This is a genomic window from Leisingera sp. ANG-M1 (genome assembly GCF_000813745.1).
In the GTDB taxonomy this organism is placed as follows: domain Bacteria; phylum Pseudomonadota; class Alphaproteobacteria; order Rhodobacterales; family Rhodobacteraceae; genus Leisingera.
Genome location: NZ_JWLC01000013.1, coordinates 50,741 through 74,205 on the forward strand (window position 1 = coordinate 50,741; position 23,465 = coordinate 74,205).

General features: G+C 61.1%; 23 protein-coding genes. 15 read left to right on the top strand and 8 right to left on the bottom strand.

Going from position 1 to position 23,465, the window contains the following annotated elements; translation table 11 throughout:
- Positions 1 to 14 precede the first annotated feature (14 nt).
- On the bottom strand, positions 15 to 848 hold the full coding sequence (locus tag RA19_RS11115) for a flagellin N-terminal helical domain-containing protein (protein ID WP_039162502.1): 834 nt from the start codon (positions 846 to 848) through the stop codon (positions 15 to 17).
- A gap of 297 nt (positions 849 to 1,145) precedes the next feature.
- Between RA19_RS11115 and RA19_RS11120 the strand changes: the two genes are divergently transcribed.
- Complete coding sequence (locus RA19_RS11120; RefSeq protein ID WP_039162505.1) at positions 1,146 to 3,401, top strand: NADP-dependent malic enzyme; 2,256 nt, start codon at positions 1,146 to 1,148, stop codon at positions 3,399 to 3,401.
- Between the two features lie 6 nt (positions 3,402 to 3,407).
- Complete coding sequence (locus tag RA19_RS11125) at positions 3,408 to 4,280, top strand: ribokinase (RefSeq protein WP_039162508.1); 873 nt, start codon at positions 3,408 to 3,410, stop codon at positions 4,278 to 4,280.
- A gap of 78 nt (positions 4,281 to 4,358) precedes the next feature.
- Here the strand turns inward: RA19_RS11125 and msrA are convergent, their stop codons facing one another.
- Positions 4,359 to 5,024 (bottom strand): peptide-methionine (S)-S-oxide reductase MsrA, encoded by a 666-nt coding sequence (gene msrA, locus RA19_RS11130; RefSeq protein WP_039162959.1) that lies wholly within the window; start codon positions 5,022 to 5,024, stop codon positions 4,359 to 4,361.
- Between the two features lie 148 nt (positions 5,025 to 5,172).
- On the opposite strand from msrA, the gene RA19_RS11135 reads away from it, so the two are divergent.
- Positions 5,173 to 6,081 carry a D-amino acid aminotransferase gene (locus RA19_RS11135; RefSeq protein ID WP_039162961.1) on the top strand — a complete coding sequence of 303 codons (909 nt, stop codon included), beginning with the start codon at positions 5,173 to 5,175 and terminating at the stop codon, positions 6,079 to 6,081.
- Positions 6,081 to 6,794, top strand: a complete 714-nt coding sequence (locus tag RA19_RS11140) for a sulfotransferase-like domain-containing protein (RefSeq protein WP_039162510.1) — start codon at positions 6,081 to 6,083, stop codon at positions 6,792 to 6,794. Before RA19_RS11135 ends, RA19_RS11140 begins: the two co-directional genes overlap by 1 nt.
- Positions 6,795 to 6,863: 69 nt before the next feature.
- Here RA19_RS11140 and RA19_RS11145 read toward each other — a convergent pair whose 3' ends face one another.
- From RA19_RS11145 to RA19_RS11155, 3 genes are all read right to left on the bottom strand, one after another.
- On the bottom strand, positions 6,864 to 7,148 hold the full coding sequence (locus RA19_RS11145) for an SCP2 sterol-binding domain-containing protein (RefSeq protein WP_039162511.1): 285 nt from the start codon (positions 7,146 to 7,148) through the stop codon (positions 6,864 to 6,866).
- Between the two features lie 78 nt (positions 7,149 to 7,226).
- Positions 7,227 to 7,691 (bottom strand): DUF1810 domain-containing protein, encoded by a 465-nt coding sequence (locus RA19_RS11150; protein ID WP_039162514.1) that lies wholly within the window; start codon positions 7,689 to 7,691, stop codon positions 7,227 to 7,229.
- Positions 7,688 to 8,914 (bottom strand): argininosuccinate synthase, encoded by a 1,227-nt coding sequence (locus tag RA19_RS11155; RefSeq protein ID WP_039162516.1) that lies wholly within the window; start codon positions 8,912 to 8,914, stop codon positions 7,688 to 7,690. The genes RA19_RS11150 and RA19_RS11155 overlap by 4 nt, the downstream gene beginning before the upstream one ends.
- Before the next feature lie 137 nt (positions 8,915 to 9,051).
- On the opposite strand from RA19_RS11155, the gene RA19_RS11160 reads away from it, so the two are divergent.
- Entirely contained in the window at positions 9,052 to 9,816 is a 765-nt protein-coding gene (locus RA19_RS11160) for a hypothetical protein (RefSeq protein WP_039162519.1), read from the top strand.
- 72 nt (positions 9,817 to 9,888) lie between these two features.
- On the top strand, positions 9,889 to 11,115 hold the full coding sequence (ilvA, locus tag RA19_RS11165) for a threonine ammonia-lyase IlvA (RefSeq protein ID WP_039162522.1): 1,227 nt from the start codon (positions 9,889 to 9,891) through the stop codon (positions 11,113 to 11,115).
- A gap of 15 nt (positions 11,116 to 11,130) precedes the next feature.
- On the opposite strand, the gene RA19_RS11170 is transcribed toward ilvA, so the two are convergent.
- Positions 11,131 to 11,454, bottom strand: coding sequence for an Hpt domain-containing protein (locus RA19_RS11170; RefSeq protein WP_039162524.1), 324 nt, complete (start codon positions 11,452 to 11,454; stop codon positions 11,131 to 11,133).
- A 188-nt stretch (positions 11,455 to 11,642) separates the two neighbouring features.
- Between RA19_RS11170 and RA19_RS11175 the strand changes: the two genes are divergently transcribed.
- Positions 11,643 to 12,896 carry a PP2C family protein-serine/threonine phosphatase gene (locus RA19_RS11175; RefSeq protein WP_152615745.1) on the top strand — a complete coding sequence of 418 codons (1,254 nt, stop codon included), beginning with the start codon at positions 11,643 to 11,645 and terminating at the stop codon, positions 12,894 to 12,896.
- A 79-nt stretch (positions 12,897 to 12,975) separates the two neighbouring features.
- On the opposite strand, the gene RA19_RS11180 is transcribed toward RA19_RS11175, so the two are convergent.
- Positions 12,976 to 13,419 (bottom strand): NUDIX hydrolase, encoded by a 444-nt coding sequence (locus RA19_RS11180; RefSeq protein ID WP_039162528.1) that lies wholly within the window; start codon positions 13,417 to 13,419, stop codon positions 12,976 to 12,978.
- 77 nt (positions 13,420 to 13,496) lie between these two features.
- On the opposite strand from RA19_RS11180, the gene hslO reads away from it, so the two are divergent.
- The 8 genes from hslO (at position 13,497) to RA19_RS11220 (ending at position 22,869) form a co-directional block, all read left to right on the top strand.
- On the top strand, positions 13,497 to 14,483 hold the full coding sequence (hslO, locus tag RA19_RS11185; protein ID WP_039162530.1) for an Hsp33 family molecular chaperone HslO: 987 nt from the start codon (positions 13,497 to 13,499) through the stop codon (positions 14,481 to 14,483).
- Positions 14,458 to 15,084, top strand: coding sequence for a CoA pyrophosphatase (locus RA19_RS11190; RefSeq protein ID WP_052261756.1), 627 nt, complete (start codon positions 14,458 to 14,460; stop codon positions 15,082 to 15,084). Before hslO ends, RA19_RS11190 begins: the two co-directional genes overlap by 26 nt.
- Complete coding sequence (locus RA19_RS11195) at positions 15,084 to 16,235, top strand: CCA tRNA nucleotidyltransferase (protein WP_039162535.1); 1,152 nt, start codon at positions 15,084 to 15,086, stop codon at positions 16,233 to 16,235. Before RA19_RS11190 ends, RA19_RS11195 begins: the two co-directional genes overlap by 1 nt.
- A 219-nt stretch (positions 16,236 to 16,454) precedes the next feature.
- Positions 16,455 to 18,293: an ABC transporter ATP-binding protein gene (locus tag RA19_RS11200; protein WP_039162537.1), complete on the top strand. Its 1,839-nt coding sequence runs from the start codon at positions 16,455 to 16,457 to the stop codon at positions 18,291 to 18,293.
- Positions 18,290 to 20,137, top strand: coding sequence for an ABC transporter ATP-binding protein (locus tag RA19_RS11205; protein ID WP_039162539.1), 1,848 nt, complete (start codon positions 18,290 to 18,292; stop codon positions 20,135 to 20,137). The genes RA19_RS11200 and RA19_RS11205 overlap by 4 nt, the downstream gene beginning before the upstream one ends.
- 54 nt (positions 20,138 to 20,191) lie before the next feature.
- Positions 20,192 to 21,439 (top strand): class I SAM-dependent RNA methyltransferase, encoded by a 1,248-nt coding sequence (locus RA19_RS11210; RefSeq protein ID WP_039162541.1) that lies wholly within the window; start codon positions 20,192 to 20,194, stop codon positions 21,437 to 21,439.
- Position 21,440: 1 nt separating this feature from the next.
- A complete protein-coding gene (locus RA19_RS11215) occupies positions 21,441 to 22,250 on the top strand; it encodes an ion transporter (protein WP_039162543.1) in 810 nt (269 codons plus the stop codon).
- 91 nt (positions 22,251 to 22,341) lie between these two features.
- On the top strand, positions 22,342 to 22,869 hold the full coding sequence (locus RA19_RS11220) for a L,D-transpeptidase family protein (RefSeq protein WP_039162545.1): 528 nt from the start codon (positions 22,342 to 22,344) through the stop codon (positions 22,867 to 22,869).
- A gap of 100 nt (positions 22,870 to 22,969) precedes the next feature.
- On the opposite strand, the gene RA19_RS11225 is transcribed toward RA19_RS11220, so the two are convergent.
- Complete coding sequence (locus RA19_RS11225; protein ID WP_039162547.1) at positions 22,970 to 23,452, bottom strand: CAP domain-containing protein; 483 nt, start codon at positions 23,450 to 23,452, stop codon at positions 22,970 to 22,972.
- Positions 23,453 to 23,465: the final 13 nt, after the last annotated feature.

Genomic DNA, 23,465 nt, shown 5'->3' on the forward strand with positions numbered 1-23,465 from the left:
GCGGCAGGCTGCTGTCAGTAGAGATTGCGCAGGGTGTCCGGCATAGTGTTAACGATGGAGAGCGCCACGGTGCTTAGCTGCTGCTGTGCCTGAAGAGCGCGCCATTGAGTTGCCGCCTCTTCCATGCTGGTGTCGATCATCGAGCTGACGCCTTGGGTGATCGAATCCGACAGTTTGCCGACAAAACTGTTCTGGCTGGCCAGGTTGTTTGCACTGGCGCCCAATGCCGCCGAACTGTCGATTGCAAAAGACAGAAAGCCTTCGATTTCGCTCAGGGCGGTCATGGCGCTGGCGCTGTCCGTGATTGCAGTGCGGTTGCCGATGTCAAACAGCGGGCTGCCTTCGAAATCTGCGCCGCCGACGCTGATGATGGAGAGGCTGCCGGTTCCGGAAAGGGAGGACGCAACGGTCAGCGAGGTGCCGCCGCTGCCGTCGACATCGGTTTTCAGCAAGTTCACACCGTTGAAACTGGCGGAGGAGATAATCGAATTGATCTTCTCGGACTTCTTGGCCAGCGCGGCTTCGAACTTGCTGAAGTCGCCCATGCCGCTTGCTGCCATCACCGCAAGTGACCGCATTTCCGTCAGGGTGTCGGTGATCTGCTCCGCCCCGGCAGACGCTACGGCCACGGTTGCCTCGCCCAGGGACAGAGAGTCCGAGACGGACTGCAAACCGGAAATATCCGAATTCATCAGTTCGGATATGGCCCAAAGCGCGGCGCTGTCCTGCGCCGTATTGACTTCCTTACCGGTCGAGATGCTGTCCTGAACAGTGTTGAGCTGCGTATTCACACCGCCCAGAGTCTGCAGGGCGACCATCGCACCGGAATTGTTGTGGATGCTTATCATTCCTCATTGTTCCTTTGATCCTATGCCCGGTTGCCGGGCGGACAGATGTCATTCTGACAGGTGCTTTCCCGGTTTGGTTTCCGACCCGAGCGCCACCTGGCGTTCAGGTGCAGGTTAACATCTACTGAACAAATGAAGCGGCGGCCGGTCTACTTTGAGGCGAAAACCTGACGGTATTTATCGTGTTTTAGCCGCTTTTATCTCAATTCTGGCTATACAGATTCTTGAAACCCTTGATTGAGGGCCGCGGTTGGCTGGGATAAGAGGGTCTCCGACGAGGAGAGGACACGAGTTTCAATGCCCAAATCAAAGATCACCAATGAAGAAGCCCTGGCGTTCCACCTGCAGCCGACGCCGGGTAAATGGGAGATCAACGCCACCGTCCCGATGACGACGCAGCGGGACTTGTCGCTGGCCTACTCTCCGGGTGTGGCGGTTCCTTGCGAAGCAATCGCTGAGAACCCTGAAACCGCTTATGATTATACCAACAAGGGCAACCTGGTTGCGGTGATCTCTAACGGTACCGCAGTGCTGGGGCTTGGGAACCTGGGCGCGCTGGGCTCCAAGCCGGTGATGGAAGGCAAGTCGGTTCTGTTCAAGCGGTTTGCCGATGTGAACTCGATCGACATCGAACTGGACACCGAAGACCCGGACAAGTTCATCGATGCGGTGAAACTGATGGGGCCGACCTTTGGCGGCATCAACCTGGAAGACATCAAGGCGCCCGAATGTTTCATCATCGAGCAGCGCCTGAAGGAAGAGATGGACATTCCGGTCTTCCACGACGACCAGCACGGCACTGCGGTGATCTGCGCGGCCGGCCTGATCAATGCTTTGCATCTGTCGGGCAAGAAGATTGAGGACGTGAAAATCGTTCTCAACGGTGCCGGCGCGGCGGGCATTGCCTGTATCGAGCTGCTGAAAGCCATGGGTGCGCGGCACGAGAACTGTATCGTCTGCGACACCAAGGGTGTGATTTTCCAGGGCCGCACCGAGGGCATGAACCAGTGGAAATCGGCACATGCCATCTCCACCGATCTGCGCACGCTGGAAGAGGCGATGCGTGGCGCCGATGTGTTCCTTGGCGTTTCGGTCAAAGGTGCGGTGACCCAGGAGATGGTTGCCTCCATGGCCGACAATCCGGTGATTTTTGCGATGGCCAACCCGGATCCGGAGATCACCCCGGAAGAGGCGCATGAAGTGCGTGTGGATGCCATCGTTGCCACCGGGCGCTCGGACTATCCGAACCAGGTCAACAACGTGCTGGGCTTCCCCTATCTGTTCCGCGGTGCGCTGGACATCCACGCCCGTGCCATCAACGATGAGATGAAGATCGCCTGTGCCCATGCGCTGGCCGCACTGGCACGCGAGGATGTGCCGGATGAGGTGGCGCTGGCCTATGGAAAATCGCTCTCCTTTGGCCGGGATTACATCATCCCGACCCCGTTCGATCCGCGTTTGATCCACCGGATCCCGCCGGCGGTTGCCAAGGCGGGCATGGACACCGGTGCGGCACGGCGTCCGATTGTCGACATGGATGCCTATGAGGTTGGCCTCAAGTCCCGCATGGACCCGACCGCCTCGATCCTGCGCGGCCTCAACGCACGGGCCCGTTCAGCCCAGTCGCGGATGATCTTTGCCGAGGGCGATGACCCGCGGGCGCTGCGCGCCGCGGTGATGTACCAGCGCTCGGGCTTTGGCAAATCGCTGGTGGTCGGCCGTCAGGAAGATGTGCGCGAGAAACTGGAAAAAGCCGGCTTGGGCGACGCAGTGCGCGAGCTTGAGGTGGTCAATGCCGCCAACACCCCGCATTTTGATGCCTATAAGGATTTCCTCTACAGCCGCCTGCAGCGCAAAGGGTTTGACCACAAGGACATTCACCGCCTGGTCGGCCGCGACCGGCATGTGTTTTCGAGCCTGATGCTGGCGCATGGCCATGGCGACGGTCTGGTGACCGGGGCCACCCGGAAATCTGCACATGTGCTGGAACGGATCAACCATGTGTTTGATGCCGATGCCGAGCATGGTGTTGCAGGCGTCACCGCGCTTTTGCACAAAGGCCGGATCGTGCTGATCGGCGACACGCTGGTGCATGAATGGCCGGACGAGAACCACCTGGCCAATATCGCCGAGCGCGCCGCCGGCGTGGCCCGCCATATGGGGCTTGAGCCGCGTGTTGCTTTTGTCAGCTTCTCGACCTTTGGCTATCCGGTGTCGGAACGGGCCGAGAAGATGCATGTCGCCCCCACCGTACTGGATCAGCGCGGAGTCGATTTTGAGTACGAAGGCGAAATGACCGTTGATGTGGCGCTGAACGAGCGGGCACAGCGGTATTACCCGTTCCAGCGCCTGACCGGCCCGGCCAACATCCTGATCGTGCCGGCCCGCCACTCGGCCTCGATCTCGGTCAAGCTGATGCAGGAGATGGGCGGCGCCACCGTGATCGGTCCGATCCTGTCGGGCATCGACAAGCCGATCCAGATCTGTTCAACCACCTCCACCACCAATGACATTCTGAACATGGCGGTGCTGGCGGCCTGCAACATCGGGTGATCCGGCATGGCGATCTGGAACCTGGGCTCGATCAACGCGGATATGGTTTATGCCATGCCGCATCTGCCGGCGGCGGGGGAGACCCTTGCCGCCTCCAGCCTGGATAGGTTCCTGGGCGGCAAGGGGGCCAATATGTCGGTTGCTGCAGTCCGGGCCGGCAGCGAAGTGCATCACATTGGTGCCGTAGGGCCGGACGGGCATTGGGCGGTGGAGCGGCTGCAGAGCTATGGCGTCGGGATTGAGCATGTTACCCAGATCAATACGCCAACAGGCCATGCCATTATCGCAGTGGAGCCGGATGGGGAAAATCAAATCATCCTGTTCCCCGGCTCCAACCGGGCGCTGAGCCAAGAACAGCTGAAACAGGCTCTATCAAAGGCAAAGCCTGATGATATCCTGGTGATGCAGAATGAAACCAGCCTGCAGGCTGAAGCGGCGCAGCTGGGCCGGCAGCTGGGTTTGCGGGTCTGCTACGCGGCGGCCCCCTTTGATGCCGATGCGGTGCAGGCGGTGCTGCCGTTTCTGGACTTTCTGATCCTGAATGAAGTCGAGGCGGCACAGCTTGAGCAGGCCATTGGGAAGCCGCCCGGCGCAATCGGCGTCAGGGATGTGATCATCACGCTTGGTGCCAAGGGCGCCCGGCATATCGACGGCGATACGGGCACAACTCAGGAGGTTCCGGCCCTACCGGTTACCGCGGTTGACACCACTGGTGCCGGCGACACATTCACCGGCTATGTGCTGGCAAGCCTGGACCAGGGCCTGGCCATGGAGAAGGCAATGGCAACAGCCAGCCGCGCCGCGGCATTGATGGTGACACGCCACGGCACTGCAGATGTCATTCCAGAGCTGACAGAGGTACAGGGCGCCCGTTTCTGATCCAGGGCGCCCTGCTTCTTTCTGGTTCAAAATACCTCGGGGGAATTGGCCGTCAGGCCAAGGGGGCAGCGCCCCGCTTCAGTACCCCTTGGCAAAAGGCGCGTCATCTCCCCACAACTGCGCTACCCGCGCGTCGCGTCCGCAGGCCTGGCGGTAACGCTTATAGGCTGCCGCCTGCCTTTTGGGGCCAAAGCGGGTAAACACCAGGCTGTCGCCTTTGTAGTAGTCCTGGTGATAGTCTTCTGCCTCGTAAAAGGTTCCAGCCTGCAGGACCGGTGTCACGATGTTCTGCCCCAGGGCTTCTTGCGCCTCGGCTTTGACTTGCTTTGCAAGGCTCTTTTCCTCTGGGTTAGAGACAAACACGGCCGTGCGGTAGCTGTCTCCGCGGTCGCAGAACTGACCGCCGTCATCGGTGGGATCCACCGAACGGAAGAACAGTTCCAGCAGGCGCTCCCGCGATACTTTTGCCGGATCAAAGGTGATCTGCACCGCCTCGTAGTGGCCGCTTCCGCCGCCGGTCACGTCCTTGTAAGTAGGATTTTCCGTTTTGCCGCCGGTGTAGCCCGACACCGCTTCAATCACCCCCGGCACGCTTTCAAAATCACTTTCCACGCACCAGAAGCAACCGCCGGCCACGGTAAGCACTTCGGTAGATTGTGCTTGCAGCGGGTTGGTGTGCGCCACTGTGCCGATGGCAATGAGACCCATCAGGGCCAAGGGTTTCAGTCTCTCCAGAACACGCATCTCTGCCTCCATCCTGTTTTGCAGCCACCCTGCCGGCTGAGCTTGCGCGGCTCAACCCGCGGCGCCCGCATTTCACGGACAGGTGACAGCAAGTTACTGCTTGGAAATTGGATCCAATATTACTAGTTTGCGCCCGCAGGAGGACATCATGACCGAAAAAATGAGCACCCATCAGGCTGAAGAAGATCAGCGCAACGAAGAGATCCTGATCTATCTGAACGGTGAAATCCTCCCCAAGGCCGAGGCCAAGGTGAGTGTCTATGACAGCGGTTTCATGCTGGGAGACGGGGTGTGGGAAGGGCTGCGGCTCTACAACGGCACTTGGGCTTTCATTGACGAGCATCTGGACCGTTTGTTTGAGGCCGCCAAGGCCATTGACCTGGATATTGGCATGGATCGGGACGGCGTGAAAAATGCCGTATTAGAGACGCAAAAAGCCAATGGCATGACCACCGATGCCCATGCCCGCCTGATGGTGACGCGGGGGGTAAAGACCCGGCCGTTCCAGCACCCGTCGCTGTCGCAGCAGGGGCCGACAATGACCATCATCATGGAGCATTCACGCCCAAATCTGCCGCGTCCGATCAAGCTGGCCACAGTGCCGCATATCCGCGGGCTGCCGATGACCCAGGATCCCAAGCTCAACTCTCACTCCAAGCTGAATTGCATCATTGCCTGCATTGCAGCCGAGAAGGCTGGCGCGGATGAAGCGCTGATGCTGGACGTGAATGGTTTTGTGAACACCACCAACGCCTGCAACTTCTTCATTGTGCGCAAAGGTGAGGTTTGGACCTCGACCGGCGACTACTGCATGAACGGGATCACCCGCCAGAAGGTGATTGACCTGTGCCGGGAAAACGGCATTCCGGTGCATGAACGGAACTATTCTCTGGTCGATACCTATGGCGCCGATGAGGCCTTCCTGACCGGCACCTTCGGTGCTCAGACGCCGGTGGGGGATATCGACGGGCGGCAAATCGGCAGCGGAACGATGGGTCCGGTGACCGAGCGCATCCGTGGCCTGTATAAAGCGCTTATAGAGCGGGAGTGCGCCTGATGCGGATTGCCATGTGGTCCGGCCCGCGGAACCTGTCGACGGCGATGATGTATGCCTTTGGCAACCGCGGCGACTGCGCGGTGGCGGATGAGCCGTTTTATGCGGCCTACCTGGCGATGACCGGGCTGGACCACCCGATGCGGGCGGAGATTCTGGACAGCCAGTCGCAGGATCCGGAAACCGTAGCGGAGGCGCTGCTGGGGCCGGTTCCTGAGGCCAAACCGTTTTTTTATCAGAAGCACATGACCCACCACATGATCCCCGGCGTGCCGCGGGACTGGATGCGCGATGTCACCAATGTGTTCCTGATCCGCCACCCGGCGCGTGTGATTGCCTCTTATGCGGTGAAACGGGAAAACCCGGCGCTGGAGGATATCGGGTTCCGCCAGCAGGCCGAGCTGTTTGATCTGGTGCGCAGCTGGGGGCAAACACCTGTCGTCGTGGACAGTCATGATGTCCGCGAGGATCCGGCGGCCAAGCTGGAGCAGCTGTGCGAGGCTATCGGCATGCCCTTCTCGCCCAGGATGCTGATCTGGCCGAAGGGCGGTCACAAGGATGATGGTGTTTGGGCCGCGCACTGGTACGGAGCGGTTTGGAGCTCCACCGGGTTTGCCGGGGCGGAAGGGCCGCTGCCGGAGGTTCCGGACGAACTGCAGCCTGTGCTGGAGGCAGCGATGCCCTACTATGAGCAGATGAGGGCGGCGAAGATCTGAAGGTAGGAGGGGCTTTGCCCCTCGCGCCTGCGGCGCTCACCCCAGGATATTTTGGGCAAGAGGAAAAGCTTAGGCGATCAGCTTGCTGAGTTTCATGGCGATGCTCATGTCGCCGGAAATTTTGATCTTGCCCATCATCACGGCAGTCATCGGGTTTAGCTTGCCGCTCAGCAGTTTGGTCAGGTTCTCGGCCGATAGCCGCAAGGTGCAGTCGGCATCGCGGTCTGTGGTGCCGGCGTCTCCGCCGGCCAGGACAATCACACCCTCCTCACCGCAGTCGAATTTGAGTGAGCCGTCAAAGCTCTTGCCGGCCAAGCCGTCCCGGATGTGTGCGGCAATCTCGTCCAGTGCCATATGATCCTCCCGTACTGTGGGAAGAGTTAGGCAGGCAGGTGCTTGCAGACAATATTGACCAAAGGGGAAGCCGCGGCGTTACCCGGCGGCAAGCGCGTCTTGGGTCAGCGGGCAGGGCTGGCCGCCGTAGAAGGCATCAAGCACCTGCTGGAATTCCCCGGGCGCATCCGGCACCGCGGTAAACAGGGTCATTGAGGAGCGCAGCTTCTTGGCGTCAATGCCGCCGAGGATCTGTGCAGCGTCCTGGTCCTGATGCGACAGCATCAGCCGGCTGACCTCGACCAGGCGGGCGCGCAGTTTCTCGTGGTTCAGATAGGCGGTGGCTTCGTTGAGATCTTCGATCCCGTAGAGCTGCGCCATATGAGAACGGCCGAGCTCTGCCAGCTGGGGGAAGACGAACCACATCCAGTGGCTCGTCTTCTGTCCTGCAGTGAGCTCACTCAGGACATCCGCCCAAACGGTGTCCTGAGCTTCGACGAACATATCCAGCTCTTCCGCGAAATCGTCCTCGAAATCGCCGTCTATATCGTCGTATTCACTCATTTCTTGACGCGGCGCTCGCGGGCGGCCAGCAGCTTGAGACGCAGAGCGTTCAGCTGGATGAAGCCTGCAGCGTCTTTCTGGTCGTAAGCGCCGGCGTCTTCTTCAAAGGTCACATGGGCTTCGGAGTAGAGCGAGTTCTCGGACCAGCGGCCGACAGTGTTCACCGAGCCCTTGTAGAGTTTCACGCGCACGGTGCCGGAAACATGGGTTTGGCTCGCGTCGATTGCGGCCTGCAGCATTTCGCGCTCCGGGGAGTACCAGAAGCCGTTGTAGATCAGCTCGGCGTATTGCGGCATCAGCTGGTCTTTCAGATGCATGGCGCCGCGGTCCATGGTGATGGATTCGATGCCGCGGTGGGCTTCCAGCATGATGGTGCCGCCCGGGGTTTCGTAGATGCCGCGCGACTTCATGCCGACAAAGCGGCCTTCGACCAGGTCGAGGCGGCCGATGCCGTGCTTGCGGCCGTATTCGTTCAGTGTGGTCAGGATGGTTGCCGGGGACATCGCCTCGCCGTTGATGGCAACCGGATCGCCTTTTTCAAAGGTGATCTCGATGAATTCCGGGGTGTCGGGTGCGTCTTCGGGATGCACGGTGCGCTGGTAGACATAGTCGGGCGCCATTTCCGCCGGATCTTCCAGAACTTTGCCCTCGGACGAGGTGTGCAGCAGGTTGGCGTCGACCGAGAAGGGGGCCTCGCCGCGCTTGTCCTTGGCGATCGGGATCTGGTGCGCCTCGGCGAATTCCAGCAGCTTGGTGCGCGAGGACAGGTCCCACTCGCGCCAGGGCGCGATCACCTTGATGTCGGGGTTCAGCGCGTAGGCCGCCAGTTCGAAACGAACCTGATCGTTGCCCTTGCCGGTGGCGCCGTGGGAAACGGCGTCGGCACCGGTCTGTTCGGCGATTTCCACCAGGCGCTTGGAGATCAGCGGGCGGGCGATGGAGGTGCCCAGCAGATACAGGCCCTCGTAGACCGCATTGGCGCGGAACATCGGGAAGACGAAGTCGCGGACAAATTCCTCGCGCACATCTTCGATGAAGATGTTTTCCGGCTTGATGCCCAGCATTTCCGCTTTCTTGCGGGCGGGCTCCAGCTCTTCACCCTGGCCGAGGTCGGCGGTGAAGGTGACAACTTCGCAGCCGTATTCGGTCTGCAGCCATTTCAGGATGATCGAGGTGTCGAGGCCGCCGGAATAGGCGAGCACAACTTTCTTGGGCGCGGACATGGAATTCCCTCTCAGGTCAGAACGTCTGGGGCGTAGCGGGTTTTGCCCGGAAGGGCAAGGTTGTCCGGGGTTTTCTAATCCGCCGGGCACGCATAACGTGCGCGGCAAAACAGAATGATCTTTTGGAGACGTAGGCTATGAAAGCGTGGTCGATTTTCGCCCATTCACTTGGGATGGTTATCCGCAACATTAAAGAGGCGGTTCAGATCGCACTGGTTCCGGCGGCGATTGCCTTTGGGGTGTTGCTGGCTCTGGGAGCGACAGCAGGGCTGAGCTTTTCTGCATTCTCTGATCAGGCCGCAATGGAGCAGATGTTGGTGGAGAACTCGGGCAGTTTTGCGGGCGGGATTCTTGTGTTCTGGCTTTTGATCATGGTTACGATGCTGTGGATCGTTGTGTCCTGGCACCGGTTTGTTCTGCTGGAAGAATATCCGTCCGGCTGGGTGCCGGCCTTCCGGTTTGACCGTATGCTGTCCTATTTCGGGCATGGCTTGCTGATGTTGCTGGTTGCATTTGCCATCATGGTACCAATCATGCTGCTCATCATGACTGTTTCCGCGGTGGCGCCGGCTGTTTCGATCATTGTTATGGTTGTCGCCTACCTGGCCCTGCTGGTTGCGATGTACCGGCTGGTGCCGGTGCTGCCGGCAGCAGCTATTGGCAAGCCATTAAAACTGACAGAAGCCTGGAACGCGACAGCGGGGGCCAATGGGACAATTATTGCGCTCTTCCTGATTATGGTGGCGTTTCAGATCTTGATTCAACTTGCGGCGGCTGTCGTTTTGATGATCCCGGTTATCGGTGCCATCATCGTCTTTGCGGCGATGCTTATCCTGTCGTTGGTGAGCGCCAGCGTCCTAACCACGTTCTATGGCCATTATGTCGAAGGCCGCCCGATCTAACTCCCGGTATTCTTATGTATGCATTTCGCCCGCCCCTTGCCTTGGGGGCGGGCTTGCGCCACTGAAGGTGGCATGAGCGATTTCAAGACCCAGGCCCGCAAGGCCGAGGCGGCGATGCGCGATGTGTTTCCGCCCACGCCGCTTCAACGCAATGTGCATCTGTCCGAGCGTTTCGGCGCCGACATCTATCTGAAGCGCGAAGACCTGAGCCCGGTCCGCTCTTACAAGATCCGGGGCGCGCTGAATGCGATGCGCAAGCAGCCCGATCAGGAACTGTTTGTCTGCGCCTCGGCCGGCAACCACGCACAGGGCGTCGCCTTTATGTGCCGCCACATGGGCAAACGCGGGGTGATCTTTATGCCGGTCACCACGCCGCAGCAGAAGATCCAGAAAACCCGGATGTTCGGCGGCGACAATATCGAGATCCACCTGGTTGGCGATTATTTCGACATCTGCCTGGCTGCCGCGCAGGAGTGGTGCGCCAAGGAGGGCGGGCATTTCCTGTCGCCCTTTGACGATGCGGATGTGATCGAAGGCCAGGCCTCGATTGCGGTGGAGATTGAGGCGCAGCTGGGCAAGGCGCCGGATCACGTGATCCTGCCAGTGGGTGGCGGCGGCATGTCTTCCGGCGTTGCCTCTTGGTTCGGCGAGGAGGTGCACAGCCTGTTTGTGGAACCCTCCGGCGGCGCTTGCCTGCGCGCGGCGCTGGCTGCGGGCAAGCCCGTAGCGCTGGAGCATGTCGATACCTTTTGCGATGGCGCTGCGGTGGGACGGATCGGCAATCAGACCTTTAACATCCTGAAGGATGTGCCGCTTCCGGATGTGCTCAGCGTGGCCGAGGACCGGATTTGCGCCACCATCATTGAAATGCTGAACGTTGAGGGCATCGTGTTGGAGCCGGCCGGGGCGCTGGCGGTTGAGGCGCTGCAGGACGTGCGCAGCTGGATCCGGGGCAAGACCGTGGTGTGCCTGACGTCAGGCGGCAACTTCGATTTTGAGCGTCTGCCCGAGGTCAAGGAACGGGCGCAGCGGTATTCCGGCGTCAAGAAGTACTTCATCCTGCGGCTGCCGCAGCGGCCCGGCGCGCTGAAGGAGTTTCTGGGCATTCTGGGCCCGGAGGACGACATCGCCCGCTTTGAGTACATGAAGAAATCGGCGCGCAACTTCGGCTCGGTTCTGATCGGGATCGAAACCAAGCGGCCGGAGAATTTTGAGCTGCTGTTTGCGCGGCTTGATGCGGCGGGGATGACCTATACCGATATCACCCAGGACGAGACATTGGCTCAATTCGTGATCTGAGTCCGGTCTCCGGGATTAGAATCTTTCCGACAGGCCGGTCAGGAATGCGGACTTCGAATCGTGGAATTTGCTGATGATGGCGGCGACGTCGACGCTCTCTGCGTCGCCTTGTGCGGATCTCCGCTCGCCATCCAGGCATAGTGCTGAAAATTCCTCAAACCCCAGGTTGAGAGCGCTGCCTTTCAGGAAATGCAGGTCCTGCTCCAGCTGGCTGCTGCCGCCGCCCTGAAGTTTGCCGATAACTTCCTCGACCTCTTCCAGAAAGATTTCAACGACTTCCTCGAAATCCTCTGCGCCGACTTCTTCACGAAGCTCGGTCACGCGCGGCCAGTCAATCATGTTTCAACGTCCTTAGGATCTGTCGCGATAGGTCATTTCATAAGTTGATTGCAGTAAAAATATAGTGAATTAAAGGGGGAAGCTCAAATTTTAGGTTTCACCGCCTGTTAAATTTCTGGACCGATAGTATCACAAGATCATCTGATTTTGCCATTTGTGAGGTGCCTTCGGTGCTGCCAGAAAGTTCGATGGACAACGAGGACCACACAGTGGCCGGATCAATACGCCGTGTGCTGGTTGTCGATGACAGCCGACTGCAAAGACGCATCCTTGTGGCTTCTCTCAAGAAGTGGGGGTTCGAGGTTGTCGAGGCCGAGAGCGGCGAGGCGGCGATGGAGATCTGCCGGGCCGAAACTCCGGATCTGATCCTCAGCGACTGGATGATGCCGGGCATGAACGGGCTGGAGTTTTGCCGGGCGTTCCGGGACAGCTCCAGCGAAGACTATGCCTATTTCATCCTGCTGACCTCCAAGAGCGAAAAGAACGAGGTGGCCGAGGGGCTGGACGCCGGCGCCGATGATTTCCTGACCAAACCGGTCAGCTCGGATGAGCTGCGTGCACGGATTTCCGCGGGTGAGCGGATCCTGCGGATGCAGCGGGAACTGTCTGAGAAGAACCGCATCGTGTCGGAAACTCTGGGGGAGCTGCAGCGGGTTTATGATGCAATCGACAAGGACTTGATCCAGGCCCGCAAGATCCAGGAATCGCTGGTGCCGGAATTGTCCAAGGATTTCGGCTCCTCAACCGTTAGCCTGCTGCTGAAGCCCTGCGGCCATATCGGCGGCGACCTGGTGGGCATGTTCTCTCCAGGGGTGAATCGAATCGGGTTTTACTCCATCGACGTGTCCGGCCATGGCATTACGTCGGCGATGATGACGGCGCGGCTTGGCGGCTATCTGTCCTCGAATTACTTCGATCAGAACGTCGGGATGGAGAAACGCTTCAACCGGTTTTACGCTTTGCGCCAGCCCGAGGAAGTGGCCAGCCTGCTGAATGCCAGGCTGATCGCCGATACCGGGATCGAAGAGTATTTCACCATGGCCTATTGCATCGCCGACTTGCGCAGCGGTGTGGTCAAGATGGTGCAGGCAGGCCACCCGCATCCGCTGCTGCTGCGCAAAAGCGGCGAGTTGGAGTTTATCGGCAAAGGCGGCGTGCCGGTGGGGCTGGTGCCTGATATCGGCTACAGCCAGGAAGAATTCACCATGGAGCAGGGCGACCGCCTTCTGTTGTTCTCTGACGGGTTCACCGAGGCGCGGCTTGAAGACGGCTCTATGCTGGAGCCCGAGGGCCTGCTCGACCTGGTGGGAAAATGCAGCCCGGATCAGAGCGGCAAGGAATTCCTGGACGATCTCTACTGGCACCTGACTCAGGTGATGAGCAAGGAGCATGGCTTGGAGGATGATGTCTCAGCCACGCTGTTCGAGTACCAAGGCCCCTAGAAACCTTCTTCCGTTGTCCGCCAGACCACCCCGGCCGAGGCTGGGATTTTGTGTTTTTGGGAAGGCGATTTTTCCGGGCTTACAGCCGTGCGGCCAGTTGGGCTGCGAAATGGCGGTCTCCGGCATTGCCGAGCCGGGCCGCGGCTTCCTGCGGATCCATCCATAGCGCTTCGTGGCCGTCTTCCAGCGGCGGTCCGATCCGGCGCAGCGGGCGGGCAATATAGATATGGCAGAGCTTTTCAGCCCACAGATCATATTCCGGCATATAGGCAAACCGCCGGAACACACCCAGTTTGCGCGGGGCGGAGATTTTCCAGCCGGTTTCCTCGTACACCTCGCGGTGCAGGGCTGGAATGGGTGATTCGCCTGGATCAATGCCGCCGCCCGGCAGCTGCAAATCGGGGTCGGGATCATATTGGCAGGTGACCAGCAGCTTGCCGTCCCGTGGCAGCAGCGCATAAGCGCCGGGGCGTCTGCGATAGGTCTGGCCCTTCTGCGGCGTGTCGCCAAATCGTCTGATCACAGGCCTGCCTCTTCACTCTTCTGCGGTTTCTCCTATATAGCCCCGGTATGCCAATCCCCGGCGCGTAAGGAAACCCCATGACCATTGGTTCGAAAATCGCGTGGGACGACACCGTCCTGCCCTTCCAGCTTGATGCATCCGACATGCGCGGCCGCGTGGCGCGGCTGGACGGCGTGCTGGACGGTATCCTGAAACAGCATGACTATCCGCAGGTGGTCGAGGCGCTGGTCGCCGAGATGGCGCTGCTGACAGCGCTGATCGGCCAGACCATCTCGCTGCGCTGGAAACTGTCGCTGCAAGTGCAGTCCAAAGGCGCGGTGCGGATGATTGCCACCGACTATTACGCGCCGCAGAAAGAGGGCGAGATTGGCCAGATCCGTGCCTATGCCAGCTTTGACCGCGAGCGGCTGACCGATGGCGATCCGTTCGAGCAGGTGGGCGAGGGGTATTTTGCTATTCTGATCGACCAGGGCAACGGCACCCAGCCCTACCAGGGCATCACGCCGCTGGCCGGCGGTTCGCTCAGCGCCTGCGCCGAGGCCTATTTTGCGCAGTCCGAACAGCTGCCGACCATGTTCAAGCTGAGCTTTGGCAAATCGGCTGCGCCCGGCGTGGCCGAGCATTGGCGCGCAGGCGGTGTCATGCTGCAGAGTATGCCCAAGGCGTCGCCCTTTGCCGCCCAGAGCGAAGGTGAAGGCGAGATTCTGCTGGCCGGCGATTTGGTCGCCGGCGAGGAAGAAGAGAACTGGAACCGGGTCACCATGCTGATGAACACGGTCGAAGAACTGGAACTTATCGGACCGTCCGTCACACCCACCGACCTGCTGGTCCGATTGTTTCACGAGGAACAACCGCGGGTCTATGACTTCCAGCCGGTGCGCTTTGGCTGCACCTGCTCGGAAGAGCGTGTGCGCCAAAGCCTGTCGATCTACTCGGCAAAGGACATTGGAACCATGACGAACGAGGATGGCCGGGTCACTGCCGACTGTCAGTTCTGCGGTGCGCACTATGATCTGGACCCGGCGTCGCTTGGCTTTGATGCGGACAATCCGCCCAGTGAGTGAGGCCGCGCAGGATCTCACCCAAAAACTTGCTGCCGCGCTGGGCAAACAGGGCGGCGGCTCATCCGATTTTGACCTGAACCCCGGCACCGTTCTGCCGGAAGGGCGCAAGCTGCGGCCGGCCGGCGTGCTGGTGCCGGTCTCGATAGCCACAGGTACCCCGCGGCTGATCCTGACCAAACGGTCCTCGGCGCTGAAACACCACCCGGGCCAAATCGCCTTTCCCGGCGGCAAGGTGGATGCCGGCGATGCGGACGCCTGCGCTGCGGCGCTGCGCGAGGCCTGGGAAGAGATCGGCCTGCCGCAGGACTTGCCGGAGATCATCGGCTGCCTGCCAGAACATGAGACCGTGACCGGATTTTCAGTCACTCCTGTTGTTGCGCTGGTGCGGGAAGACTTCACCGCCCGCCCGGAAGCAGGAGAAGTGGCAGAAGTGTTTTCGGTGCCGCTGACCCATGTGCTGAGCCCGGAAAACTACATTATTGAATCCCGGCGCTGGCGCGGCACCCGCCGCCGCTATTATACCGTACCCTATGGCCCCTATTACATTTGGGGCGCCACCGCGCGGATGCTGCGCGGACTGGCGGCGCGGATGGAGACGTAATGCGGATAGATCAGCCCTGGCTGAAGGACCCGGCGACCCAAGCGGTTTGCAATGCGGTAACAGCAGATGGCGCGCAGCTGCTGTTTGTTGGCGGCTGCGTGCGCAATGCACTGCTGGAAGAACCGGTCTCGGACATGGACTTGGCCACAGATGCGCTGCCAGAGCAGGTGATGGCGCTGGCCGCGCGTGCGGGCATCAAGGCAGTTCCGACCGGCATCGACCATGGCACCGTGACGCTGGTGAAGCACGGAATCCCGCATGAAGTCACGACCTTCCGCAAGGATGTGGCAACCGATGGCCGCCGTGCCGTGGTGGCGTTTTCAAAAGACATTGCCGAGGACGCCCGCCGCCGCGACTTCACCATGAACGCGATCTACGCCCGCCCCGATGGCGAGATCGTTGACCCGCTGGGTGGGATGGCGGACCTGCAGGCGCGCCGGGTGCAGTTCATCGGTACTGCACAGAACCGTATCCGCGAGGATTACTTGCGCTCCTTGCGGTACTTCCGCTTCCATGCCTGGTACGGCGATCCTGCTGAAGGGTTCGACGCGGACGCCTTGGCAGCAATTGCCGCAAACCTGGATGGCTTGGCGGCATTGTCGAAGGAGCGCGTCGGGGCTGAGCTGCTGAAATTGCTGTCCGCTCCTGATCCGGCCCCTTCGGTTGCAGCGATGCGGCAGTCTGGCGTACTGGCTCAGGTGCTTCCCGGGGCAGATGATCGCGCATTGGCTCCGTTGATTCATCTTGAAGCGGACCGGGCCGTATCCGGTTTGCGGCGCCTGGGTGCGCTGAGCGGGGAGGGGCTGCAGGAGGCCTTGCGGCTTAGCAGGGCGCAAGCGTCTCATCTGATGGCAATCCGAGACGCTGCGGAAGGTACGGCCGGGGCAGGAGAACTGGGCTACAGGCTTGGCGGGGAACAGGCGCTGGACGCAATGCTGCTGCGCGCCGCTTTGCTGGAACAACAGGTTTTTCCTGAATTAGAGACTGAAATCGCGCTGGGCAGTGGGGCCGTATTCCCTGTGAAGGCGCGTGATTTGCTGCCGGATCTCAAAGGGCCGGCGCTAGGCGCAGCGCTGAAAAAACTCGAGGCCGAATGGATTGCCTCCGGTTTCACCCTAAGCCGGGAAGAGCTGCTGGCTTCCCTCCGCTGACATACCCTGTCAGCAGCGTCACAACCGCAGGGGGGTGACAACACAAGAAATCTTGCTTAAGCCTAGGGCAGCCACCACATGACGGGAGGAATGCTGATGTATTACGGGATCTGGTTTCTCTAACGCCTGAGACCTTGCCCCGTTAGACGTGGGAGCCTTGGGCGGCCCGCTGTCTGCATCTGTATTCCAACATAATGCTCGAACGCTTGGAGCACCCGCATGTTTCGCTACTTTGAAAACCTGATTGACCCTTATTGCGCCTACCCCGAGACCGACACGCCGCCGACGCGGCTGTGGCCGTTCCTGCGCGACTATTCCAAGCCTTTCAAAACCGTCTTTGTCCTGACCGCGCTGATGTCGGTGATCGTCGCCGCGATCGAGGTCGGGCTGATCTATTACATGGGCCGGGTGGTGGATATCATGTCCGGCACGCCCGAGCAGGTCTGGGAGGACTACGGCACCGAGCTGATCCTGGTGGCTCTGTTCATCCTGCTGCTGCGGCCGCTGATCCAGTTTCTGGACGTGGTGCTGCTGAACAACGCAATCCTGCCGAACTATGGCACGCTGATCCGCTGGCGCGCGCACAAGCACGTTCTGCGCCAGTCTGTTGGCTGGTTCGAGAACGATTTTGCCGGCCGTATCGCTAACCGCATCATGCAGACCCCGCCCGCAGCGGGTGAGGTGATCTTTCAGGTCTTTGATGCGATCACTTTTTCGCTGGCTTACCTCGCCGGTGCTGCAGTGCTGCTGTGGGTTGCTGATGTGCGGCTGATGCTGCCGCTGGCGATCTGGTTCGGTCTCTATGCGCTATTGGTGATGTGGACCGTCAAGCGGGTGGGGCCGGCCAGCCAGGCGTCCTCGGATGCGCGTTCCACTGTGACGGGGCGTGTGGTCGACAGCTACTCCAACATCCATTCGGTCAAGATGTTCGCCCATCACGACCACGAGCTGACCTATGCCCGCGATGCGATCGAGAACACCCGTAAGACCTTCCAGGTGGAGATGCGGATTTTCACTGTCATGGATGCGGCGCTGGTTACGCTGAACGGCTTGCTGATTGTTGGCGTCGTCGGCTGGGCGGTGATGCTGTGGATGCAGGGCACAGCCTCGGTTGGCCTGGTGGCCGCCGCAACGGCGCTGACCCTGCGGCTCAACGCGATGACCGGCTGGATTATGTGGGCGCTGACCTCCTTCTTCCGCCAGCTGGGGGTGGTGGCCGAAGGCATGGAGACCATTGCCCAGCCCATCGACTTGGTGGATGCCGCCAACGCGAACCCGCTGCGGCTGGCCGAGGGTGAGATCGAGCTGCGCAACCTCTCGCACCACTATGGGCGTGAGGCCGGCGGGCTGGACAAGATCAGCATGACCATCCAGCCAGGAGAGAAGATCGGTTTGATCGGGCGGTCGGGGGCCGGCAAGTCGACGCTGGTGAAACTGCTGCTGCGGTTCTATGACGCCGAAAGCGGCCAAATCCTGATCGACGGCCAGGACATCCGCGCGGTGACTCAGGATAGCTTGCGCAGCCGGATCGGCATGGTGCAGCAGGACAGCGCGCTGATGCACCGTTCAGTGCGGGACAACCTGCTGTATGGCCGTCCAGACGCCACTGAGGAACAGATGATCGCGGCTGCCAAACAGGCCCAGGCGCATGACTTCATCCTCGATCTGGAGGACCCGCAGGGCCGCAAGGGCTATGACGCCCATGTGGGTGAGCGCGGGGTGAAACTGTCCGGCGGCCAGCGCCAGCGGGTGACGCTCGCGCGGGTGATCCTGAAGGATGCGCCGATCCTCGTGCTGGACGAGGCAACCTCGGCGCTGGATTCAGAGGTCGAAGCCGCCATCCAAGAGACACTCTATGGCATGATGCAGGGCAAGACGGTGATCGCGATTGCACATAGGCTGTCCACCATCGCGCAGATGGACCGTATCCTGGTGATGGATCAGGGCCGTATAGTTGAAGAAGGCACGCATGAGGCGCTATTGGAAGCGCAGGGGCTGTATGCACAGCTCTGGGCGCGCCAGTCCGGCGGTTTCCTGAACATCGAGGCAGCAGAATGAACATAGGCAATTTGATCGACGCCTTCCGCCCGGCCGAGGGCCCGCCGCCGCAGCGGCTGGGGGCCTTCCTGCGCTGGTGCCTGTCCGGCGCCTGGCCGATGCTGTTCATGGCAGCGGCGTTTTCGGCGCTGGCCGGCGGGATGGAAGCTGGCACCGCCTTTATCCTCGGCATGGTGATCGACACCGCGATCGCTAGCGGGCCAGAGCAGTTCTTTTCCGCGGCCAACGTCGCGGTGATTGCGCTGGCGCTGGGCTTTTTCCTGTTTGTGCGCCCGGTGCTGTTTGGCTTGTCGGCTGCTTCGAATGCCATCGTGGTGCAGCCCAATGTGAACCCGCTGGTGCTGTCGCGGCTGAACCGATGGACGCTGGGGCAGTCGGTACGGTTCTTCGACGATGACTTTGTCGGCCGGATTGCCCAAAAGCAGATGCAAACGGCCACGGCGGTGACCTCCGTCACCACCGAGATGATCAATGTCGTGGCCTTTGCCTTGGCATCGCTTGCGGGGTCTTTGGCCTTGTTAGGCTCTATTGATTGGCGCATCACCGGGGTGTTTCTGGCCTGGTTGATCGGCTATTTTGCGCTGATCCGCTGGTTCCTGCCGCGCGTGCGCAAACGCTCCGGTGCGCGGGCCGGCGCGCGGGCGATGGTGACGGGCCAGGTGGTCGACTCGATCACCAACATCAAGACGGTGAAGCTGTTTGCCCATGCTGACCACGAAGAGCGTACAGCGCAGGACGCCATGGTCTCCTTCCGGGAAAAGTCGCTGCATTTCGGCTATCTCTCGGCCAGCTTCCGTTTCTGCCTGATGTGCCTCGCCGGTATCCTGCCGGTGCTGCTGATTGGTGCGACCCTGTTCCTGTGGCAGTCCGGCACAGCCACCGAAGGTGACATCGTGGCTGCCGGCGCGGTCTCGATCCGTATTGCCCAGATGACAGGGTGGGTCAGCTTCACGCTGATGGCGATCTACTCCAACGTGGGTGAGATCGAGAACGGTATGAAAACGCTGTCGGTGCGTGACCGGGTTGAGGATGTGCCGGACGCCACGGACTTGCGGGTTCGTGAGGGCGGCATTGTCTTTGATCAGGTGGAGTTTGCCTATGGCCGCGATGTCGGCGGGGTGCAGGGCATCAGCCTGACCATTCAGCCGGGTGAAAAGCTTGGTATTGTGGGTGCATCCGGGGCTGGGAAGTCGACCCTCGTGTCGCTTCTGCTCAGGCTCTATGATGGGGAAAAAGGGCAGATCCGGATTGATGGCCAGGATGTTTCCGGGGTCACGCAGAATTCGCTGCGCAGCCAGATCGGCATGGTCACTCAGGAAACTGCGATGTTCAACCGCTCGGCGCGGGAGAACATTCTGTACGGGCGGCCGGATGCTTCGGAGGAAGAACTGATCGCCGCGGCAGAAAAGGCCGAGGCGCATGAGTTCATCACCGAGCTTCAAGATGGACAGGGGCGCCAGGGCTATGACGCTTACCTGGGCGAGCGTGGAGTGAAGCTTTCAGGCGGCCAGCGGCAGCGGATTGCTTTGGCGCGCGCCATTGTAAAGGATGCGCCTATCCTGGTGCTGGACGAGGCGACATCGGCGCTGGATTCCGAGGTTGAGGCCGCGATCCAGGCCGCCTTGCACCGGGTGATGGACGGCAAAACGGTGCTGGCGATCGCGCACCGGCTGTCGACGCTCAGCGAGATGGACCGGATTGTCGTAATGGAAAAGGGCCGGATCGCCGAAAGCGGCAGCCATGAGGAGCTGCTGGCCAGTGGCGGGCTCTATGCGCAGTTCTGGGCGCGGCAGTCGGGCGGGTTTATCTGCACCGATGACGACGCGGCTGAGGCGGCTGAATAGAATTCCCCGTTCATTTTGCTTTTGCTGGCCCATGTGCCGCGCTATGGAGCGGCCATGACTGATGCAGCCAGAACCACAGCAACGATCAGCCGGCTGGGCCATCAGGGTGATGGCGTGGCCGACGGCCCCCTGTTTGCCCCGCGCACCCTTCCCGGCGAAACCGTTTCCGGCATCGCCGAGGGCAGCCGCCTGACTGGGATCCGGATCGAAACCCCGTCCGAGCACCGGGTGCAGCCGCCTTGCCGCCACTACAAATCCTGCGGCGGCTGCCAGCTGCAGCACGCCAGCGACGCCTTTGTGGCCGAGTGGAAAACGGAAGTGGTGCGAAATGCGCTGACGGCGCAGGGGCTGGAGACGGAGTTCCGCCCCCTTCGCACCTCGCCGCCGCGGTCCCGCCGCCGTGCAACGCTGGCCGTGCGGCGCACCAAGAAGGGTGCAATGGCCGGGTTTCATGGCCAGGCCTCGGATGTGATCACCGAAATTCCTGATTGCCAGCTGTTGGAGCCTGCCTTGATGGCGGCGATTCCGGTGGCCGAGGCGCTGGCCCTGGCCGGCGCCAGCCGCAAGACACCGCTGGCGGTGACCGTCACCACCTCGGACGCCGGTCTGGACATGCTCGTTAAGAACGGCAAGCCGCTGGACGGGCCGCTGCGTATTGAACTGGCGCAGCTGGCGGAGAAGCACCGGATTGCCCGGCTGACCTGGGATGATGAGCCGGTTGCGATGGAGCAGCCGCCGGTGCAGCCTTTTGGCGCGGCCCGTGTCTGCCCGCCGCCCGGCGCCTTCCTGCAAGCCACCCGCGAGGGCGAGGATGCGCTGCTGGCAGGGGTGCTGGAAATCACCAAAGGCGCCAAGCGGATCGTTGACCTGTTTGCCGGTTGCGGCACCTTCACGCTGCCCTTGGCGCAGTACGCCGAGGTCCACGCGGTGGAAGGCGAGCGGGAGATGGTCGAGGCGCTGGATGCCGGCTGGCGCAAGGCGCAGGGGCTGAAGAAAACCACCACCGAGGCACGCGACCTGTTCCGTAACCCGCTGCTGCCCGAAGACCTGAACCCCTTTGGTGCCGCTTTTGATGCTGCGGTGATCGATCCGCCCCGGGCCGGAGCTGAAGCGCAAACCGCTCAACTGGCCAAAGCGCGCACGGCGGTGATCGCCTATGTCTCGTGCAACCCGGTGAGCTTTGCCCGTGACGCAAAGACCCTTGTCTCGGCGGGGTACAGCCTTGATTGGGTACAGGTTGTTGACCAGTTCCGCTGGTCGGCCCATACCGAACTGGTTGCGCAATTCACTTTGGAAGACTGAGATGACCGATACCCAAGCGACTCCTCCAACCGGCCGCCTGGCTGCCATCCTGGACAGTGATGGCTTTGGCCGGTTCATCACCGCGGTCATCCTGGTCAATGCGGTGACGCTGGGGCTGGAAACGGCGCCCTCGGTCATGGCCAAGGCGGGCGGGCTGATCCATCTGATCGACTACATTTGCCTGTCGATTTTTGTGGTGGAGATCCTGGCCAAGCTTATCGTCCGGCGGCACCGGTTTTTCCTGAGTGGCTGGAACGTGTTCGATTTTGTGATCGTCGGCATTGCGCTGGCGCCGGGCACACAAGGGCTGTCGGTGCTGCGGGCGCTGCGGATTTTGCGGGTGCTGCGGGTGATTTCGGTCGCGCCGCGGCTGCGCCGGGTGGTTGAAGGCTTTATCACCGCGCTGCCGGGCATGGGGTCGGTGTTCCTGCTGATGGCGATCATTTTCTACATCGGCTCGGTGATCTCGACCAAGCTGTTCGGCCAGGACTTCCCGGAGTGGTTCGGCGATCTGGGCCTCAGCGCCTATTCGCTGTTCCAGATCATGACCTTGGAAAGCTGGTCGATGGGGATCGTGCGTCCGGTGATGGAAGTGCATCCGCATGCCTGGGCGTTCTTTGTGCCCTTCATTATGGTGACGACCTTTGCGGTGGTGAACCTGCTGGTCGGCCTCATTGTGAACTCTATGCAGGATGCCCATGGCGAGGAAGAGGGCGAGCGCACCGATGCCTACCGGGACGAAGTGCTGAGCCGGCTGGAGGCCATCGAGCAGAGGATTTCCGCCTTGTCCGCCCCGGACAAGAAATCCTGACGAGAACACGTGGCAGGAAAATGTGAATTTTCTTAACGCTGATTTCGCGCTATGGGCTGAATAGAGGCAAATAAGAAATACAGGCTCAACAATGAACAGAAGGGCATTTGGGATCAGTGCGGCCGCAAGCCTGGCACTGGCAGGCTGCAGCTCTGCAGGCGGTGCGGTGAGCAGATTCCAGTCATACAGCGGTCCGCAGGTCACCTCTGTTGTGATCAATAAAGGCGCGCGCAAGCTTTACCTGCTGCATAAGGAAGAGATCCTGCGGGAATATGAGGTCGACCTGGGGTTTGCGCCGCTGGGGCACAAGCAGTTTGAAGGCGACGGCAAGACGCCGGAAGGCACCTATGTGATCGACCGCCGCAATCCGAACAGCCGCTATCACCTGTCAGTTGGGATTTCGTATCCGAATCCGCAGGACCGGGCGCATGCGCGGGGGCAGGGCAAACGGCCCGGCGGCGAGATTTTTATCCATGGCCAGCCGAACAACGCCAAAGAGCGCAAGCGGGCGGCGCGGGTGGATGACTGGACCGCGGGCTGCATTGCGGTGACCAACGAGGAAATCGAAGAGATTTATGCGATGGTGCCGAACGGCACCACGATTGCGTTGCGGCCGTAATCCGGAGGCAGGCACTCCCGCGCCTGCAGGTGCACCGGCAGGGCCGGACACCCCTTGGCAGCCTTGGGCGTAGCGCCGTGCTGACGCACGGCGCCGCGGCTCAATTGCCCATCACCATAGTCCACCAGATTTTGCCGTTCGGCTCCTGGAACCAGGAAAAGCCCATATCCACGGCTTTGGGGTCGAGAATGACCGCCCGGGTGGCAGGCTGTTCCAGCCATGCGGTCAAAGTCTGTTGCTCGTTCTCATAGGTTTCCGAGATGTTTTCGCCCAGGAGCGTGCCGCCGTACCCGGCGCGGGCAACCCGGTCGAGCGGGGAGGAGCCGTCGGAGCCAAAGTGCCAGGGCCGGTTTTGCACCGACATATCCCTTGAATGGGTGGCGGCGGCGGCGGTCAGTTCGGCGTTCAGCTGAACTGCCGGTGCGCCCGCAGCCTGGCGCAGGGCGTTGACGGAGTCGAGCATGCGGATCTGAACCTTGTCTGCGTTTTTGATGCGGTAACCGCCGCTGGGTTCTGTCGCCGGGGTACAGGCTGCCGCGACGGACAGGATTGCAGCAGCCATCAACAGAATAACACGTTTCATTTTGCTCTCTCGC

Excerpts from the sequence above, each read along its gene's own strand:
- RA19_RS11200 (WP_039162537.1), top strand. The coding sequence starts at position 16,455 with ATGTTTCGCTACTTTGAAAACCTGATTGACCCTTATTGCGCCTACCCC.
- RA19_RS11155 (WP_039162516.1), bottom strand. The coding sequence starts at position 8,914 with ATGTCCGCGCCCAAGAAAGTTGTGCTCGCCTATTCCGGCGGCCTCGAC.
- RA19_RS11175 (WP_152615745.1), top strand. The coding sequence starts at position 11,643 with ATGGACAACGAGGACCACACAGTGGCCGGATCAATACGCCGTGTGCTG.
- RA19_RS11210 (WP_039162541.1), top strand. The coding sequence starts at position 20,192 with ATGACTGATGCAGCCAGAACCACAGCAACGATCAGCCGGCTGGGCCAT.
- RA19_RS11195 (WP_039162535.1), top strand. The coding sequence starts at position 15,084 with ATGCGGATAGATCAGCCCTGGCTGAAGGACCCGGCGACCCAAGCGGTT.
- RA19_RS11135 (WP_039162961.1), top strand. The coding sequence starts at position 5,173 with ATGACCGAAAAAATGAGCACCCATCAGGCTGAAGAAGATCAGCGCAAC.
- RA19_RS11205 (WP_039162539.1), top strand. The coding sequence starts at position 18,290 with ATGAACATAGGCAATTTGATCGACGCCTTCCGCCCGGCCGAGGGCCCG.
- RA19_RS11115 (WP_039162502.1), bottom strand. The coding sequence starts at position 848 with ATGATAAGCATCCACAACAATTCCGGTGCGATGGTCGCCCTGCAGACT.
- RA19_RS11190 (WP_052261756.1), top strand. The coding sequence starts at position 14,458 with ATGCGGACAATCCGCCCAGTGAGTGAGGCCGCGCAGGATCTCACCCAA.
- RA19_RS11170 (WP_039162524.1), bottom strand. The coding sequence starts at position 11,454 with ATGATTGACTGGCCGCGCGTGACCGAGCTTCGTGAAGAAGTCGGCGCA.
- RA19_RS11125 (WP_039162508.1), top strand. The coding sequence starts at position 3,408 with ATGGCGATCTGGAACCTGGGCTCGATCAACGCGGATATGGTTTATGCC.
- hslO (WP_039162530.1), top strand. The coding sequence starts at position 13,497 with ATGACCATTGGTTCGAAAATCGCGTGGGACGACACCGTCCTGCCCTTC.
- RA19_RS11145 (WP_039162511.1), bottom strand. The coding sequence starts at position 7,148 with ATGGCACTGGACGAGATTGCCGCACACATCCGGGACGGCTTGGCCGGC.
- RA19_RS11225 (WP_039162547.1), bottom strand. The coding sequence starts at position 23,452 with ATGAAACGTGTTATTCTGTTGATGGCTGCTGCAATCCTGTCCGTCGCG.
- RA19_RS11160 (WP_039162519.1), top strand. The coding sequence starts at position 9,052 with ATGAAAGCGTGGTCGATTTTCGCCCATTCACTTGGGATGGTTATCCGC.
- RA19_RS11215 (WP_039162543.1), top strand. The coding sequence starts at position 21,441 with ATGACCGATACCCAAGCGACTCCTCCAACCGGCCGCCTGGCTGCCATC.
- RA19_RS11140 (WP_039162510.1), top strand. The coding sequence starts at position 6,081 with ATGCGGATTGCCATGTGGTCCGGCCCGCGGAACCTGTCGACGGCGATG.
- RA19_RS11150 (WP_039162514.1), bottom strand. The coding sequence starts at position 7,691 with ATGAGTGAATACGACGATATAGACGGCGATTTCGAGGACGATTTCGCG.
- msrA (WP_039162959.1), bottom strand. The coding sequence starts at position 5,024 with ATGCGTGTTCTGGAGAGACTGAAACCCTTGGCCCTGATGGGTCTCATT.
- RA19_RS11220 (WP_039162545.1), top strand. The coding sequence starts at position 22,342 with ATGAACAGAAGGGCATTTGGGATCAGTGCGGCCGCAAGCCTGGCACTG.
- ilvA (WP_039162522.1), top strand. The coding sequence starts at position 9,889 with ATGAGCGATTTCAAGACCCAGGCCCGCAAGGCCGAGGCGGCGATGCGC.
- RA19_RS11120 (WP_039162505.1), top strand. The coding sequence starts at position 1,146 with ATGCCCAAATCAAAGATCACCAATGAAGAAGCCCTGGCGTTCCACCTG.